The sequence below is a fragment of the Colwellia sp. BRX8-9 genome (assembly GCF_014077245.1).
Taxonomy (GTDB): Bacteria; Pseudomonadota; Gammaproteobacteria; order Enterobacterales; family Alteromonadaceae; genus Colwellia_A.
In genome coordinates, this window is record NZ_JACGVN010000001.1 from 276,238 (window position 1) to 293,274 (window position 17,037).

Genomic DNA, 17,037 nt, shown 5'->3' on the forward strand with positions numbered 1-17,037 from the left:
CTTTGACTAACCTCACTAAGCGTGCAAAAGCGTCAAACTCAACTAATCGTCGATTATCTAAGAGTCGCGCATTAAAAGATGTTAAGCCTCGCCCTGCCCCAGCAGATCGAGTGTTAGTACTTTTCAATAAACCCTTTGATGTACTGTCACAATTTACTGACGATCAGCAGCGTAAAACCTTAAAAGATTTTATTCCGATTAAAGACGTTTATGCCGCTGGGCGTTTAGACCGCGACAGTGAAGGCTTATTGTTGCTGACCAATGACGGGAAATTGCAGCACAAACTGGCTAACCCAACCGAAAAAACTGAAAAAACCTATTGGGCACAAGTCGAGGGTGTACCACAGCAAGCTGATTTACAAAAACTTCGAAAGGGTGTAGAACTAAAAGATGGCCAAACGTTACCAGCGAAAGTAAAAGTGATCAATGAACCAGACCTTTGGCCACGTAATCCGCCGATACGCGATCGAGCGAATATTCCCACGACATGGCTCAGTATCGCGATTACCGAAGGAAAGAACCGGCAGGTCCGCAGAATGACCGCGGCTATTAATTTTCCAACGCTACGACTTATCCGTTACAGCATTGGTCAATACAGCCTTGACGGTATCGAAAATGGCCATTACCAACAACTTAAAAGTGAATAAGAATATGACACTAGCGGTTAACACTGCCGGTAATGACCATGGCGAAGATCAATTTAAGCCCAATGCTACCGTGGCAGCTATTATTGTTCATCAAAATAAGTTTTTATTGGTTGAAGAAATTGAAAAAGGTAAAAAAGTCTTTAACCAACCTGCTGGACACTTAGAGGCGAATGAGAACTTAATTAGTGCCATTGAACGAGAAGTTCTTGAAGAAACAGGCTTAGCACTTTCGCCGAATTATGTTTCAGGTATTTATTATTTTTATCGCCCGGATATTAATCTTTATTACCTTCGATTTTGTTTTGTTATCGAACTTGATGAATTTCTACAAAGTATCCCTCAAGATGATGAGATTATTGCCACCCATTGGCTGTCATTTGATGAAATAAAAGCAAAATCTGCACAATTACGCAGCACGCTGGTCTTGGAATGTATTGAGGATTACTTAGCTGTTTTGAAAAATGGAAAAAAAATATCATTATCTTCATTAAAATCCAATCTTTAATCTATGCCCCTAAATCCTGACATGCTATAATTTTTCGCCTTTTTCTCTAGATTTGTAGTTTTAATGTCATCACAAGTATCATCGAGCGCTGAAAACCAAAACACCGCGCCTATAAGTAAAGCACCACACGACACCAAAGTAATTGTTGGTATGTCTGGCGGTGTTGACTCCTCTGTTTCTGCACACTTATTGATTGAACAAGGTTATCAAGTTGAAGGCCTGTTCATGAAAAATTGGGAAGAAGACGATACCGATGAATACTGTGCAGCGGCACAAGACCTCGAAGATGCACAACTTGTTTGTGACAAACTCGGTATAAAGTTACACACCATTAATTTCGCAACAGAATACTGGGATAATGTTTTTGAGTATTTCTTAGCTGAATATAAAGCAGGTCGCACGCCGAACCCTGATATTATGTGTAACAAAGAAATCAAATTTAAGGCCTTCTTAGAGTTTGCTTGTGAAGACTTAGATGCCGACTATATTGCCACCGGACACTATGTTCAGCGTGAGTTTATTGATGGTCAGTGGGCTATGTTACGCGGTTTAGACAGTAATAAAGATCAAAGTTACTTTTTATATACGCTAAGCGATGAGCAAGTGGGACGGACATTATTCCCTGTGGGTAATATCGAAAAGCCTGCAGTACGCGCCATTGCCGAACAGGCTGACTTAATCACTCATAATAAAAAAGACAGTACGGGTATTTGTTTTATTGGTGAGCGTAAATTCAAAGATTTTTTAGGTCAATATTTACCCGCGCAGCCAGGAAAAATTGAATCCGCTGAAGGCGATGTCATTGGTGAGCACGACGGTTTAATGTACCACACGCTAGGTCAGCGCAAAGGCCTTCGCATAGGCGGTTTAGCTAATGCCGGAGAAGAGCCTTGGTACGTTGTTGAAAAAGATTTATTGCGCAATGTTTTAATTGTTGGTCAAGGTCATAACCACCCTCGTCTATTTTCTAAAGGTTTAATCGGTAATCAATTGCATTTAGTGAACCGCAAACCTCTTGATACGCCAATAAAATGTACCGTTAAAACCCGCTATCGCCAAGATGATGTCCCTTGTCATCTATCTCCGATGAGCGATGGTGAATATTTAGTCATGTTTGATGAAGCACAAAGTTCAGTAACACCAGGACAATCTGTAGTTTTTTATCAAGATAATATTTGTCTTGGCGGCGGTATCATCAACACACTTATCCGTTAAGTTATAACGAAAATTAGTTGAGCAGTTAATAGTTATGAACAGTATAAATGAACAAACCCTAACACTTGCCGCGGTTTGTCAAGTCGCTTATTGGGTACAAAAAATATCTCGTAGTGGGCAAATAGACGAAGACGAACTCGCCTTATTACTTAATAGTGTCATGATCACATCGCCTAAAAACACCATGGAAGTTTACGGTGGTGAAATGAGTCATTTAAAAATAGGATTAACAACACTAGTTAACCATTTAGGCAATAAATCAACTAACAAAGATCCTGAGATCACCCGTTATGTGGTGAGCTTACTGGGTTTAGAGCGTCGTTTAAGTAAATATAGCGATAAAATGAATGCGCTCGGTGAACGAATTAGCCAAAGCCAACGTCAATTAGTACATTATGGCATTACCAGTGAAACACTCGTTTCGAGCTTAGCGTCAATTTATAGCGATTTGATCAGCCCGCTCGGAACACCTATCCAGGTAGCAGGCGAACCCGCTATATTAAAGCAATCAGTCAATCAACATAAGATACGTGCCTTGTTATTAGCCGGTATTCGCTCAAGTGTTTTATGGCGACAGGTCGGTGGACAACGCCGAAGTATTTTATTTTCACGTTCAAAATTGGTTGAATGTGCCGAGCAGCTGCTCAAAGCTTGTTAAACAAATTCAAAATTAGTTTTTAACCTTACTTTAAATATTAGGAAAACCCTATGGAACTTTCAGCGTTAAGTGCAATATCTCCAGTAGATGGTCGTTATGGCAGCAAAGTTAAGTCATTACGCCCTATATTCAGTGAATTTGGTTTAATAAAATACCGTGTTACCGTTGAAGTTCGTTGGTTACAAAAACTTGCAGCAACGACAGAAATTGCAGAAGTTCCGGCTTTTAGTAATGACGCTACGGCAACATTAAATGCGATTGTTGATAACTTCAGTGAAGTAGACGCACAGCGTATTAAAGACATTGAAGCGACCACTAATCATGATGTAAAAGCGGTTGAGTATTTCTTAAAAGAAAAAATTGCTGATCATGCTGAATTAAACGCAGTCACTGAGTTTATTCATTTTGCTTGTACATCTGAAGATATTAACAACCTTTCGCACGGTTTAATGTTAAATGACTGTCGTACCGACGTTTTATTACCAGAAATGGATAAAATATTAGCGGCAATTAAAGCACTAGCAATTGAATACAAAACCATTCCAATGATGTGTCGTACTCACGGTCAACCTGCTTCTCCAAGTACTTTGGGTAAAGAAATGGCCAACGTTTATATTCGTCTTAAACGTCAACGTGCCCAAATTGCTGATGTTGAATTATTAGGTAAGATTAATGGTGCTGTTGGCAATTACAATGCACACCTATCAGCTTACCCTGAAGTTAATTGGCATGAATTTGCTAATGAATTTGTTACTTCATTAGGTTTATCGTTTAATCCCTTTACGACTCAAATTGAACCACATGATTACATTGCCGAATTATTTGATGCCATTGCCCGCTTTAACACCATCTTAATCGATTTTGATCGTGATATTTGGGGTTACATCGCGATGGGTCACTTTAAGCAAAAAACCATTGCAGGTGAAATTGGTTCATCAACAATGCCACATAAAGTTAATCCAATTGACTTTGAAAATTCTGAAGGTAACTTAGGCATTGCTAATGCATTATTTACCCACTTGGCGCAAAAATTACCGATTTCTCGCTGGCAACGTGACTTAACTGATTCAACGGTTTTACGTAACTTAGGTGTTGGTTTTGCTCATGCGATGATAGCTTACGGCGCTACATTAAAAGGTATTAGTAAGTTACAAGTAAATGAAGCAAATCTAGCTGCTGAATTAGACAGCAACTGGGAAGTTTTAGCTGAACCCGTACAAACAGTAATGCGTCGTTATGGTATCGAAAAGCCATACGAAAAATTAAAAGAGCTAACTCGCGGTAAACGCGTTAATGGCGACTCAATGCGCGCTTTCATTATGACGCTTGAATTACCTGATGCGGCTAAAGCACAGTTATGTGAAATGACACCCGCGAGTTACATAGGTCGCGCAGTAGAGTTTATTAACGAATTAGACTAGTTTTATCTAAACGTATGCTAATAAAAAGGAACCTCGCGGTTCCTTTTTATGTTCAGGATGAACGGTATAACGTGATGGCATGGATGCCAATGAACGTATATGTTCAGGATAAACGGAAACCTATATGTCTTGGCTTTTTAGCAACGCCCTGATTTATTATGGTATTAGTGCATTTATGCACGCCAATTAACAGTAGTAAAATAGAGAGTAACACGTAATGCAAAAAATCCATTGGGGCGAATTAACGCCTGAGCAGTTTTTAAAAGAATATTGGCAAAAAAAACCGTTATTAATAAAAGGTGCGTTCAAAGACTTCACCGACCCAATTGATGCCAACGAACTTGCTGGCCTCGCGATGGAAAGCGAAATTGAATCGCGTATTATTGCCTGTAATAATGGTGACTGGCAAGTAGAGCAAGGTCCTTTTGATTCATTCGATAAGTTTGGCGAACAGAACTGGACGCTACTGGTGCAGGCGGTAAATAATTGGTCTCGCGATACCCAATCATTGCTAGCAGCTGTTAATTTTATTCCACAATGGCGTATTGATGATGTAATGGTTAGCTTTTCAACACCCAATGGCGGTGTTGGTGCTCATTTAGACCAGTACGATGTCTTTATTGTGCAAGGTGAAGGAAAGCGTCGCTGGCAAGTTGGTGCGCCTGATAGTTCACTAAAACAGCTATTACCTCACCCTGATTTAAAACAAGTCTCTAGTTTTGTTGCTGTTATCGACGAAATAACCGAAGCAGGTGATTTACTTTATATTCCACCAAATCATCCACACAATGGCGTGTCATTAGAGAACTCGATGAATTTTTCTATTGGTTTTCAAGCACCGAACAATCAGGAATTATGGTCTGGTTTTGCTGATAAATTAATAGATGAAAACCTTGGAGAAGCACGTTTTCCTGATAATGAACGTACACTAACCAGTCATCCCGAACAACTTGAACAAATGGATATCGAAAAGTTAAAGGCGTTCATGAAAGCACAACTTGATGACGATAAGTTATTTACTCCTTTTATCGGCAAATATCTTACACAGAACCACCATGCCTTAGAAATATTAATGCCGGTCACGCCTATCGACAGCGAACAACTTTCCGATATTCTGGCTGAAGCAGAAAACACCTTAGTGCCTGTTTCCGGGATAAAAAGCTTAATTGTTCCTTTTCAACATCAGGAACAAGCGCCCAACGAAACAAGTTTTTTATATATTAATGGTGAAAGCTTTTTAATTGATAAAGAAACAATCACATTAGCGACATACCTAACAAAACAGCAAACTTTGACCACTCAAACAGTAAAAAGTTTACTAACAAATTTGAAAAATGAACAATTATTGACTAGTGTTCTAAATATGGGCTTTTGGTATATTGAATAACAACACGTGGAATAGTTATAATGTCGTTCAGTGTCAGTAGAGTAAATTGGGAACAAGCGGCATCACTATTAAGAGATGTCCGCGAAAAAGTTTTTATTTGTGAATGGCGTATTCCACGAAAAATAGAGTTTGACCGAAAAGATCACTATGCATTTCATGTCTTAGTTTGTGATGATATTACTCAAGAGCCCGTTGCAACGGGCCGTATATTATCTACGGGTGAAATTTCTCGCATCGCAGTATTGATGTCTTTTAGAAAAAGAAACATCGACAGAGATGTTGTCAAAGGTTTACTGGCTATTGCTAAAGATCTCAAACTTGATGAAGTATTTATTTATAGTCCACTTGATGATGTTGAATATTTTAGAAAATTTAACTTTATCAGTGCTGGCGCAGTATTTATGGAAGCAGGTATGCCAAGACAGCGTATGACCTGTGCTGTTGAGAATATAAAAAAATCTACCCGCTTCGCTTTTAATCACTAGTTTATTAATTCCTACTCTCCTAATAAGCCACTCTTCTTATCCTTTTGCCACTATTATTAAATTTTGTGCTTTATTCTATACATTTACCCTAACATAGTGACCGTTATATTTTGATCTGACGGCTAGCGCAACATTAGGCTAAGTGGTATTGTGCGCATCGAAACAATACAACTCTTATTACAGAAGTAAAAAGAATATTAACAAAACTTTTTACGTGGAGATTTAGAAGTGGCAATTTTTGATTTAGTAGATTTCGACAATCATGAACAAGTTGTTTATTGCAGCGATGATGCAACAGGCTTAAAAGCTATCATAGCAGTACACAGTACTGCACTTGGACCGGCAGCAGGTGGCTGTCGTTTTTGGGATTATGTAAATGATGAAGCAGCATTAAAAGATGTTTTACGTTTATCAAAAGGCATGACCTACAAAAATGCTATGGCTGGGTTAAAACTTGGCGGTGGTAAAGGGGTTATTATTGGTAACCCTAGACACTTAAAGTCAGACGATTTATTCAAAGCTTATGGCAAAGCCGTTAATAATCTAGGTGGCCGTTATTACACCGCTGAAGATGTAAATATTACTACTGGTGATATGGCTATTGTTAATCAAGTTACCGACTATGTTTCGGGTCTTGAAGGAAAAAGTGGTAATCCAGGCCCCTTCACTGCGCTAGGTACATTTTTAGGTATTAAAGCAGCGGTTAAGTTTAAATTAGGATCTGATGATTTAACCGGTATTAAAGTGGCTGTTCAAGGGCTTGGTAGTGTTGGTTATTCACTTTGTGAGCGACTTCATGCTGCGGGTGCGAAATTAATCGTCACTGATATTAACCAAGAAATTTTAGATAAAGCCGTTGCCGAGTTAGATGCGACAGTTGTTAGCTTAGACGATATTTACAAACAAGATGTTGAAGTATTTTCACCTTGTGCGTTAGGCGCGTCGATTAATGACGATAGCATTGCAGAACTTAAAGCGGTGATCATTGCCGGCTGTGCTAATAACCAACTTGCAGAAAGTCGCCATGACCAAGTCCTTTTAGACAAGGGTATTTTGTATGCTCCTGACTACGTCATTAACGCTGGGGGAATTATAAATGTTGCCCTTGAAATTTATCCTGAACCTTATTGTGCTGATAAGGCGACAAGTTTGGTCGAAAATATTTATCACACACTAATGAATGTTTTTGTAACTGCGAACGAGAAAAACTTACCAACAGGTAAAGTAGCTGATGAAATGGCGAGAGCTATAATAGCGAACGCTGGAAAATAATTTTTCCGTATAAACTAAAAAGCCGCACTATATAAATAAAGTGCGGCTTTTTTTTCGCTATAAATTGTTGGCATCAACTCACACCAACAATGTTATCAACTTATAGACTAATTAACGGGTAATGTTGGTACCTGAATACCTGACATTTCTAGCATTACTCTAACTACCTGGCAGCTGTAACCAAATTCATTGTCATACCATACATACAATACAGCGCGATCGCCATCAACAATCGTTGCTTGAGAGTCAACAACTCCAGCGTATCGAGAGCCAACCAAGTCAGTAGAGACGATTTCAGTTGAAGCCGTATAATCTACTTGATTTTGTAACTTAGAATTTAACGAAATATTACGTAAGTAATCGTTTAACGCTTCTTTATCAGTTGATTTTTTCAAATTCAAATTCATGATAGCCATTGAAACGTTTGGTGTTGGTACGCGAATCGCGTTACCCGTTAACAAACCTTTCAATTCAGGTAATGCTTTAGCAACCGCTTTAGCAGCACCCGTTGTGCTAATAACCATATTTAATGGTGCACTACGACCGCGGCGAGGAGCTGGATGGTAGTTATCAATTAAATTTTGATCGTTCGTATATGAATGAACCGTTTCAACGTGGCCATTCTTAATACCGAACTCATCGTTAATGGCTTTTAACACTGGTGTAATAGCGTTAGTGGTACAACTCGCTGCAGAAACAATTTTGTCATCCGCTAAAATCATATCTTGATTCACGCCATAAACGATATTTTTAATATCACCTTTAGCGGGTGCTGTTAACAATACCTTAGCAACACCTTTTGATTGCAAATGTTGCCCTAGACCTTCTTCGTCACTCCATACACCGGTGTTATCAACAACTAAAGCGTCATTAATACCATATTGGGTATAGTCGATTTCGCTAGGATTTTTTGCGTAAATAACTTGAATAAATGCGCCATTAGCTTTAATGACACTATTTTCTTCATCGATAGTAATACTACCGTTAAAAGCACCATGCACTGAATCACGACGTAATAGGCTGGCACGTTTTGCTAAATCACCTTTACCACTTGGGCGAATAACAATAGCACGTAGATTTAATGTTGAGCAGGGTCCTGCGCGTTCAATTAACAGACGCGCTAATAAGCGACCGATACGACCAAAACCATAAAGAACAACATCTTTAGACTTTTGTGGGTCAGTATTTTTATTAATTGATACTAATTCTTTTTCTAAAAACTGCTCAATTGACAGACCATTAGCTTTACCTAGAAATAAATAACGGTAGGCCAATTTACCGACATCAATACGTGCTGGTGCTAAATCCATGTGTCTTAATGCATCAATAAAAGGAAAGCTTTCACGTAAACGTAATTTACTGTCTTCATGTAGCGCAACAGATTTATGTGCTTTAATGATATCAATTGCAGAAGCATTAACTAATGGACGACCATAAATAGATACTTCGAGACCTTTGTTTCTGAAAAGTTGCCCTATAATAGGTTGCATATTTTCAGCAAATGTTTGGCGTTCTTGCCAGCTAGCTTGGTATTGTTCCTCAAGATGAGAAGTCATTGCGTAAACCTTTTTATTTCAGTCAATTGAACGATGAGTTATTATTAATATTAGCACTAATAACAATAATAATTAATTGCGGCACTATTGTAATCGAACCTGAAAACTTTCGCCACTAGTTACAGATAATATCACGCTCAAATATGGGACAAAAATGAAGACAATAATAGCCTACTTCTCTCTAATTTTTTTATTAACCGCTTGTGATAGCAAGCCAAACTTTGCTGAACTTTGTGAAAGTAATTCTGAAATCTGTAATGAATTTCAAGAAGACTCATGGTGTAAACGAGAACGTATTACGGTGGGTTTTTCTAATTTAGAGGAAAAATTGGCTAGTTCAGATCTACATAAATATCATCAACTCATTGCTTACGAAGATTATGCACAATGTATGGTTCATGCCTCAAAAATTGAGCATATTAAATTAAAACATAAACAAACGATGAGAGTTGATAACGCAATTCAAGCACAGAATCGTATCAAAGAGATATCAAAAGAAACAATAACCTCAGATCACCCTCACCTGCTCTACTATCACTGGTCGAGATATATCAACGAAGAATCTTTAAATAAATTTTTAGCACAAGAAGGGACAAAAGCCCTTGAAAATTCAAGGTCGCAATATAACTTAGCGACGCATTATACAAAAACAGATCCTAAAAAGACCTTAACGTTACTTTATCGAGCTTTGCAATTATACCAACCAGATCAGAAAATAAATGCAGAAATCTTTCAGTCAATAGCAACGATATTTATAGAAAAGCAAGATGTTAAAAAAGCTTATCTTTGGTTAAGAATTTTACGTTTACATTCGCCAGAAAATAAAGAAGTGACTGAAAAGTCTTTAAATAATTATGTTGTAGGTTATAAATTAAATAAAACATTATTAGATAAAATTGCCAATATAACCTTAGATAAAATTGAAGCGGGAACCTTTGAATCACCAAAGGTTTAGGTTTAATCAAGAGATTAAACCTTGTCTTTTTAAAGTGCGCTAAACTGTAAACTTAATGAATTAACACAATAGCGTTTACCGGTGGGTTGTGGGCCGTCATCAAATACATGACCCAGATGAGAGTCACACGTACTGCAAGTGATTTCTGTACGCATCATTCCAAGGCTGTCATCTTCAATGTAGGCGACATTTGGGCTAATAGCGGCAGAAAAGCTTGGCCAACCGCAACCCGATTGAAATTTATCTGTTGAAGAAAAGAGCTCCTTTTCACAACAGGCACAATGATAAACACCGGCTAGCCAATGATCGTTATACTCGCCACTGAACGGTTGCTCTGTGGCAGCCAAGCGACATACTCGAAAAGCCTCGGGTGTTAACTTATCTTGATAAGGGTCTTTAGACATATATTTTCACCTTTTTATTTTGAATGACCAAATTCGATCATTTCGCGCTCAGGGTGTGACCATTCAACATGAAATTTCTTTCCTGGCGCTTGATCAACACGTTCAAAAGTATGTGCACCAAAAAAATCTCTTTGTGCCTGTAATAAATTTGCAGGAAGAACCGCAGTACGCATCGCATCATAATAGGTCAACGATGAACTTATTGCACTGGTTGAAATTCCCATTAAAGCGGTTTCTGCAACAGTTTTACGCCAATTTAATTGATGAGCATTTAATTGCTCCACAAAGAATGCATCTAGCATTAAATTTTCTAACTTCGCATTACGTTTAAAAGCATCGGTAATAGATTGTAAAAATGCTGCACGAATAATACAACCCGCTCGCCATATTTTTGCAATACTGGCAAAATCTAGCTCCCAATCATGCTCTTGCTCCGCTTGCTTCATTAATTGAAAACCTTGGGCGTAAGCACAAATTTTCGCACAGTAAATCGCATCATGTAAACGAGCAATAAACGCTGTTTTTTCTTGTGCATTTAAGGTCTTAGCTTCAGGGCCGTTAAGCAGACTTGAACTCTGCACTCTTAAATCTTTAAATGAAGAGATGGAACGTGCGTATACCGCTTGGGCAATAGTGGGAGCTGGTGTGCCTAATTCTAAACTGCTCATCGCAGTCCACAAACCTGTACCTTTCTGCCCCGCTTTATCGAGAATCAAATCCACTAGCGGGATGTTATCTTCGGTCACCTTATGGCGAAGTACTTCGACAGATATTTCCATTAAATAACTGTCTAGAGGACCTTGGTTCCATTGTTCAAAAATATCAGCAATCTCATCTGTTGATAAATTTAAACCCGCACGTAAAGTATGATAAGCCTCACAGATAATCTGCATATCCGCATATTCAATACCATTATGAACCATTTTTACATAATGACCCGCACCGGCTGGGCCAATATAGGCGGCACAAGGTTCACCTTTCTTAATGGTTTCTCCTGGCTTAGTCCGCTCTAAAGGTTTACCTGTTTCGGCGTCAACCTTAGCTGATATGGCTTCCCAGATAGGTTTGATGCGAGTCCATGCATAAGGAGAGCCACTGGGCATTAAAGCAGGTCCAAATCGAGCGCCGACTTCACCGCCAGAGACAGCTGAAGAAAATAAAATAAAATTACTCTTATACTTTTTCTCACGAGCAACGGTATCAACCCACAGACTATTACCTGTATCAATAATAATATCGTCGGGTTGAATACCAGCGCCAATCAAACTCTCAGAGACTTGATCAACAGGAGCACCAGCAGGTACAGAAAGTACAATAAGATGGGGAGTTTTTAATCGCGATAATAATTCTGTATATGATGAGCAACCGTGAACACGTTGCTTATTTTCACCATTTTCCAATTTGTCTTGGGCAATAACGCCAAGCACTTTTTCATTATCTAAATCAAAAGCAGCAATACTGTAACCGTTGTCGGCTAAGTTTAGCACCAAATTTTTACCCATTACACCAAGGCCAATAAAGCCGATGTCACACAAACTATTGTCTTGTGTCATAGTAGAAAGTCCATAAATACTGAGAAATACAATGGCATTTATTCTACCATGAACAAAACTAAGCCACTAGCAATTAAAGCCGACCCAATTCGTAATAAAACGTCTTTTTTATCAATAAAAGGCCAAATACGACAAGTATCGCTTGTATAAATCTCAAAATGATGTAATTTTACTACATTATTTTCATTTGGAATTTTAACATGACTATTAAAGTTGGCATCAATGGTTTTGGCCGTATCGGTCGTTTTGTATTTAGAGCTGCTGCGCAGAGAAGCGACATTGAAATTGTCGGTATTAATGATTTAATCGACATTGACTACATGGCTTACATGCTTAAGTATGACTCAACACATGGTCGTTTTAACGGTACGGTAGAAGTTAAAGATGGTCAGTTGATTGTTAATGATAAAGTTATTCGCGTTAGCGCTATCCGTAACCCCGAAGAACTTAAATGGGATGAAATAGATGTTGATGTTGTTGTTGAATCAACCGGTTTATTTCTAACTGATGAGACAGCACGAAAGCATTTGATCGCCGGAGCTAAAAAAGTTGTACTTTCTGCCCCTTCAAAAGATGACACCCCAATGTTTGTCTGTGGTGTAAACCTCAATGAGTATAAAGGCGAAGATATTGTATCAAACGCCTCATGTACTACTAATTGCCTAGCACCTATTGCTAAGGTTCTTAATGATAATTGGGGAATTGAAAGTGGTTTAATGACGACGGTTCATGCAACTACAGCAACACAAAAAACTGTTGATAGCCCTTCAGCTAAAGATTGGCGTGGTGGCCGTGGTGCAGGACAAAATATAATCCCTTCATCTACGGGTGCTGCAAAAGCGGTTGGTAAAGTTATCCCTGAATTAAATGGCAAACTCACTGGTATGGCCTTTCGTGTACCAACACCAAATGTATCTGTTGTAGATCTGACTGTTAATTTAAAAAGTAGCGCAACCTATCAAGAAATTTGCGATGCGATGAAATCAGCAGCTCATGGTGATTTGCAAGGCATATTAGGCTATACCGAAGATCAAGTAGTTTCTAATGATTTCATTGGCGAAACGTGTACGTCAGTCTTTGATGCGGGTGCGGGTATAGCACTAACCGATAAGTTTGTAAAAATCGTTTCTTGGTACGACAATGAAATTGGTTATTCAAACAAGGTACTTGATTTAGTGGCTTACGTCAGCGCTTATAAAAATTAATCATCTTTAGAATAAAAGTTATATCAAAAAAGCCAAATATCTTTATTTGGCTTTTTTATTGAGATAAATGTTAGTCAAAGCCCCTTACTTGAACAACCTTGACTAGTGGATTTACGGCTCTCACCTGTAGCATCCCTATAAAGATGTTATTTAGCTATCGACTGCCTTTACTTGCTTATAAAAGGATATATGAGGATTGATGTCAGGCGGACAAGAAGTCGTATATATAAAAAAGGCTGGAGCACTATCAATAGCGCTTCAGCCTTTTTGGTATTCACTTTACGCGTTATTTTACATGAGCAAGTGCTTGTTTAGCTAATTCAGTAATTTTAGCCCAATCTTTATTTTTAATTATTTCGTCGGTAACCAACCAAGAGCCACCACAACAAGCAACGTTTGATAAGGCTAAATAGTCCTTAACATTACTTAAATTGATACCACCTGTTGGACAAAAGCGAATGTCAGGGAATGGTCCGCCCATAGATTGAATCGCTTTAACACCACCAGAAGCTTCTGCGGGGAAAAACTTCAAATGATCATAACCAAAGTCAATTCCGTCCATCATTTCTGAAATTGATGAAATTCCTGGTATTAGAGCAATATTACCTTCATTACCCGCTTTTAATAAATCTTTTGTTAAGCCAGGACTTATTGCAAACTTAGCCCCTGCTTCTTGACAGCGTTGTAGCATTTCACGATTTGTTACTGTACCTGCGCCAACACAAGCTTCAGGTAACTCTTGCGCGATAATTTTAATCACATCAAGTGCCGCTGGTGTGCGCAAAGTTACTTCTAAGACTTTTATGCCTGCAGCGAGTAAGGCTTTAGCAATAGGTAAGGCATCTTCAACATCTTTAATAACAAGAACAGGCACAATAGGCCCCATAGCGAAAATTTCTTTTGGCGATAACTGCCAATTATTTGTTATGGTCATGATTTAGATGTGTCCTTTCATTGAAGATAATTGTTGACGAATATAGGCAGACGCCCCTATCAAACCGGGTTGATTTTCGGTGATCACATACGTCGGAATATTATTAATAAAACTAGATAGTCGGCCTTTTGTATCAAAACGCTGCCTAAAATTGCTGTTTTTGATGAAATCTATAAAACGAGGCACAATGCCACCGGCAATATATACACCACCAAAACAACCTAACGTTAAGGCTAAGTTACCGGCAAAGCTGCCTAAAGTATTACAAAATTGATGTAAGGCTTTTTCACATATTGGACATGAGCCATCTATCGCTTTAGCGGAGATTTGTTCAGCTGATAAATTACTCTTGGGCAAGTTATCAATTGACAAAAAGGCTTGATAAATTTGCTCTAAGCCTCTGCCACAAAGTAATTGCTCATAGGATATTCTATGTTGTTTAGTTTCAAGTAAATAACTTAATATTTTAATTTCATCAGCATCAACAGGAGCAAAGTCGACATGGCCTCCTTCTCCCCCTAAACAACACCAACCGTCTATGGTCGGTACTAAATTAGCAACACCTAGTCCGGTACCAGGGCCACAAATAGAAATAGGTTTGTCAGCAATTGCGACCCCTTCTCCAATTTGCACTTTCTGTGCTTGTGTTAGCAAAGGTACTGCATGAGCTATTGCGGTATAGTCATTTATTAAAAATAACTGACTAATATTCAATGCTTTTTTCAAGGACGATTGAGAAAATGTCCATGGCAAGTTAGTCATGGTAATTTGATCTGTTTCAACCGGACAAGCAATGGCTAAACACGCATTGATTGTTTTACCCGCAGCGTTATGTAACGCTAAATAAACGCTAATAACATCGGCTAAGCTATCATATTGGTCGCACTGATAAGTTTTAATATCTGAGGTTTGACCATCGTCATTAACGAGGCCAAACCTGATATTAGTACCGCCAATGTCAGCGACTAAGTTAAGTATTGACTCACTCACGAAGCTTTACCATCAATATCAGTTTCATCAAATAATGAACAAGCACCGGTTTCAGCGGTACTTAAATTACGACGCATAAAACCAAAAAGCTCTCGGCCCATGCCTTGATGATGACCATTGACTTGAAAAATAGCGTTGTCACGTTGGGCAAGCTCTGCTTCGTCAACCAATAAGGTTAATTCTCCAGTTTCGCCGTCAACTAAAATCATATCACCGGTTTTCACTTTCGCGATCAAACCGCCATCTAGGGCTTCTGGGCATAAATGAATAGCAGCAGGTACTTTACCTGAGGCGCCAGACATACGGCCATCAGTTACCATAGCGACCTTAAAACCTTTGTCTTGAAGAACGCCAAGTGGTGGTGTTAGTTTATGTAATTCAGGCATACCGCGCGCTTTAGGTCCCTGAAATCTAACAACAGCAACAAAATCTTTTTCTAATTCACCCGCATCAAATGCCGCTTGTAATTCATGTTGATCTTCAAAAACGACGGCAGGTGCTTTAATAACAAAACTACCTTCACGCAATGAAGATGTTTTAATGACAGAGACACCTAGGTTACCCTTAAGAACGCGTAAACCGCCAGTAGCTTTGAACGGGCTTGCAACGGTTGCAATAATACTATCGTCGAGAGATTTTTCAACACAGTCAACCCACTTAAGTTCACCGCTTTCGAGTACAGGTTTTTTAGTGTAGCGCGTTAAACCGCGGCCACAGATAGTTTCAACATCTTCAAAAACTAAACCGCCTTCAATCAATTCTCTAAAGAGTAGTGCCATACCACCGGCTTCTTGAAATTGATTTATATCTGCTTCGCCGTTCGGGTAGATACGTGTTAATAGTGGCACCGCTTCAGACAAATCATTAAAGTCTTGGAAGTTAATGATAATACCCGCTGCTTTTGCAAACGCAATAATATGCATGGTTAAGTTCGTTGAACCGCCCGTAGCAAGTAAGGCAACAATTGCATTAACAATTGAACGCTCATCAACCATTCTGCCAATCGGCATATAGTTGCCCGACTGTTGCGTTAAACGAGTTGCTTGACGTGCCGCTGCTTTTGTTAATTCTTCACGAAGCTGCGTATTCGGTGCGATAAATGAAGCGCCAGGTAAATGAAGTCCCATGACCTCAACAACCAATTGATTTGAGTTGGCTGTGCCAAAGAAAGTACAAGTACCCGCAGAGTGATAAGAGGCAGATTCAGCTTCAAGAAGCTCTTCTTCGTTAGCTTCACCTTTAGCATATTGCTGGCGAACACGTGCTTTTTCTTTGTTTGGTAAACCTGAAGGCATAGGGCCCGCAGGAATAAATACCGTGGGTAAATGGCCAAAAGTCATACTGGCAATCAACAAGCCCGGTACGATTTTATCACAGATGCCCATCATTAATGCGCCATCAAACATATTATGCGATAAGCCAACCGCTGCAGACATTGCAATAACATCTCGGCTCATTAGGCTTAAATCCATACCCGGTTGGCCTTGAGTAACACCGTCACACATAGCAGGTACACCGGCTGCAAATTGTGCAACACCACCCGCATCTCTCACTGCTGCTTTAATAATCGCAGGATAAGTTTCATAGGGCTGATGAGCAGATAACATATCATTATAAGCTGAAACAATAGCGATGTCTGAGTGATGTATGCCACGTAATGAGGCCTTGTCTTCTTTACCACAAGCAGCAAAACCATGAGCTAAGTTACCACACGACAAACCGGCACGATGTACTGTTTGCGAGCTTTCAGCTTCTATCTTAGCTAAATATTTAGCCCTACTGCCTTTACTACGCTCAATAATTTCATTGGTAATAGCGACGATTTTTTCATTCATTTTAATAGTCATATG

The 17,037-nt window shown here is 39.0% G+C and carries 16 protein-coding genes; 10 read left to right on the forward strand and 6 right to left on the reverse strand.

From position 1 onward, the window contains the following. Positions 1-2 precede the first annotated feature (2 nt). From H4J70_RS01350 to H4J70_RS01385, 8 genes are all read left to right on the forward strand, one after another. A complete protein-coding gene (locus H4J70_RS01350; protein ID WP_070373717.1) occupies positions 3-647 on the forward strand; it encodes a pseudouridine synthase in 645 nt (214 codons plus the stop codon). Positions 648-651: 4 nt separating this feature from the next. Then, positions 652-1,152, forward strand: a complete 501-nt coding sequence (locus tag H4J70_RS01355) for an NUDIX hydrolase (protein ID WP_182217640.1) — start codon at positions 652-654, stop codon at positions 1,150-1,152. Positions 1,153-1,215: 63 nt separating this feature from the next. Then, the gene (gene mnmA, locus H4J70_RS01360; RefSeq protein ID WP_070373718.1) at positions 1,216-2,367 is read left to right on the forward strand and encodes a tRNA 2-thiouridine(34) synthase MnmA; all 1,152 of its coding nucleotides are present in this window, start codon (positions 1,216-1,218) and stop codon (positions 2,365-2,367) included. A gap of 34 nt (positions 2,368-2,401) precedes the next feature. Then, a complete protein-coding gene (hflD, locus tag H4J70_RS01365) occupies positions 2,402-3,025 on the forward strand; it encodes a high frequency lysogenization protein HflD (RefSeq protein ID WP_182244472.1) in 624 nt (207 codons plus the stop codon). 50 nt (positions 3,026-3,075) lie between these two features. Further along, positions 3,076-4,446 (forward strand): adenylosuccinate lyase, encoded by a 1,371-nt coding sequence (gene purB, locus H4J70_RS01370; protein WP_070373720.1) that lies wholly within the window; start codon positions 3,076-3,078, stop codon positions 4,444-4,446. Between the two features lie 217 nt (positions 4,447-4,663). Next, positions 4,664-5,833, forward strand: a complete 1,170-nt coding sequence (locus H4J70_RS01375) for a cupin domain-containing protein (RefSeq protein WP_182222008.1) — start codon at positions 4,664-4,666, stop codon at positions 5,831-5,833. A gap of 20 nt (positions 5,834-5,853) precedes the next feature. Beyond that, complete coding sequence (locus tag H4J70_RS01380) at positions 5,854-6,318, forward strand: GNAT family N-acetyltransferase (protein ID WP_070373722.1); 465 nt, start codon at positions 5,854-5,856, stop codon at positions 6,316-6,318. Positions 6,319-6,546: 228 nt separating this feature from the next. After that, complete coding sequence (locus H4J70_RS01385) at positions 6,547-7,590, forward strand: amino acid dehydrogenase (protein WP_182217626.1); 1,044 nt, start codon at positions 6,547-6,549, stop codon at positions 7,588-7,590. Positions 7,591-7,697: 107 nt separating this feature from the next. On the opposite strand, the gene H4J70_RS01390 is transcribed toward H4J70_RS01385, so the two are convergent. Then, positions 7,698-9,146: a glyceraldehyde-3-phosphate dehydrogenase gene (locus tag H4J70_RS01390; RefSeq protein WP_070373724.1), complete on the reverse strand. Its 1,449-nt coding sequence runs from the start codon at positions 9,144-9,146 to the stop codon at positions 7,698-7,700. Between the two features lie 154 nt (positions 9,147-9,300). Here H4J70_RS01390 and H4J70_RS01395 point away from each other — a divergent pair, with 154 nt between their 5' ends. Then, positions 9,301-10,101 carry a DUF2989 domain-containing protein gene (locus H4J70_RS01395; protein WP_182217624.1) on the forward strand — a complete coding sequence of 267 codons (801 nt, stop codon included), beginning with the start codon at positions 9,301-9,303 and terminating at the stop codon, positions 10,099-10,101. 29 nt (positions 10,102-10,130) lie between these two features. Here H4J70_RS01395 and msrB read toward each other — a convergent pair whose 3' ends face one another. Then, positions 10,131-10,505 (reverse strand): peptide-methionine (R)-S-oxide reductase MsrB, encoded by a 375-nt coding sequence (msrB, locus tag H4J70_RS01400; protein WP_182217623.1) that lies wholly within the window; start codon positions 10,503-10,505, stop codon positions 10,131-10,133. 14 nt (positions 10,506-10,519) lie between these two features. Beyond that, positions 10,520-12,058, reverse strand: coding sequence for an NADP-dependent phosphogluconate dehydrogenase (gene gndA / locus H4J70_RS01405; protein ID WP_182222007.1), 1,539 nt, complete (start codon positions 12,056-12,058; stop codon positions 10,520-10,522). A gap of 200 nt (positions 12,059-12,258) precedes the next feature. Here gndA and gap point away from each other — a divergent pair, with 200 nt between their 5' ends. Next, complete coding sequence (gene gap, locus H4J70_RS01410) at positions 12,259-13,263, forward strand: type I glyceraldehyde-3-phosphate dehydrogenase (protein ID WP_070373727.1); 1,005 nt, start codon at positions 12,259-12,261, stop codon at positions 13,261-13,263. 286 nt (positions 13,264-13,549) lie between these two features. On the opposite strand, the gene H4J70_RS01415 is transcribed toward gap, so the two are convergent. The 3 genes from H4J70_RS01415 to edd are packed head-to-tail and all read right to left on the reverse strand — an operon-like array spanning position 13,550 to position 17,022. Further along, positions 13,550-14,197, reverse strand: coding sequence for a bifunctional 4-hydroxy-2-oxoglutarate aldolase/2-dehydro-3-deoxy-phosphogluconate aldolase (locus H4J70_RS01415; protein WP_182217619.1), 648 nt, complete (start codon positions 14,195-14,197; stop codon positions 13,550-13,552). Between the two features lie 3 nt (positions 14,198-14,200). Further along, positions 14,201-15,187 (reverse strand): glucokinase, encoded by a 987-nt coding sequence (locus H4J70_RS01420; protein ID WP_182222006.1) that lies wholly within the window; start codon positions 15,185-15,187, stop codon positions 14,201-14,203. Further along, positions 15,184-17,022 carry a phosphogluconate dehydratase gene (gene edd / locus H4J70_RS01425; RefSeq protein ID WP_070376951.1) on the reverse strand — a complete coding sequence of 613 codons (1,839 nt, stop codon included), beginning with the start codon at positions 17,020-17,022 and terminating at the stop codon, positions 15,184-15,186. Before edd ends, H4J70_RS01420 begins: the two co-directional genes overlap by 4 nt. Positions 17,023-17,037 lie beyond the last annotated feature (15 nt).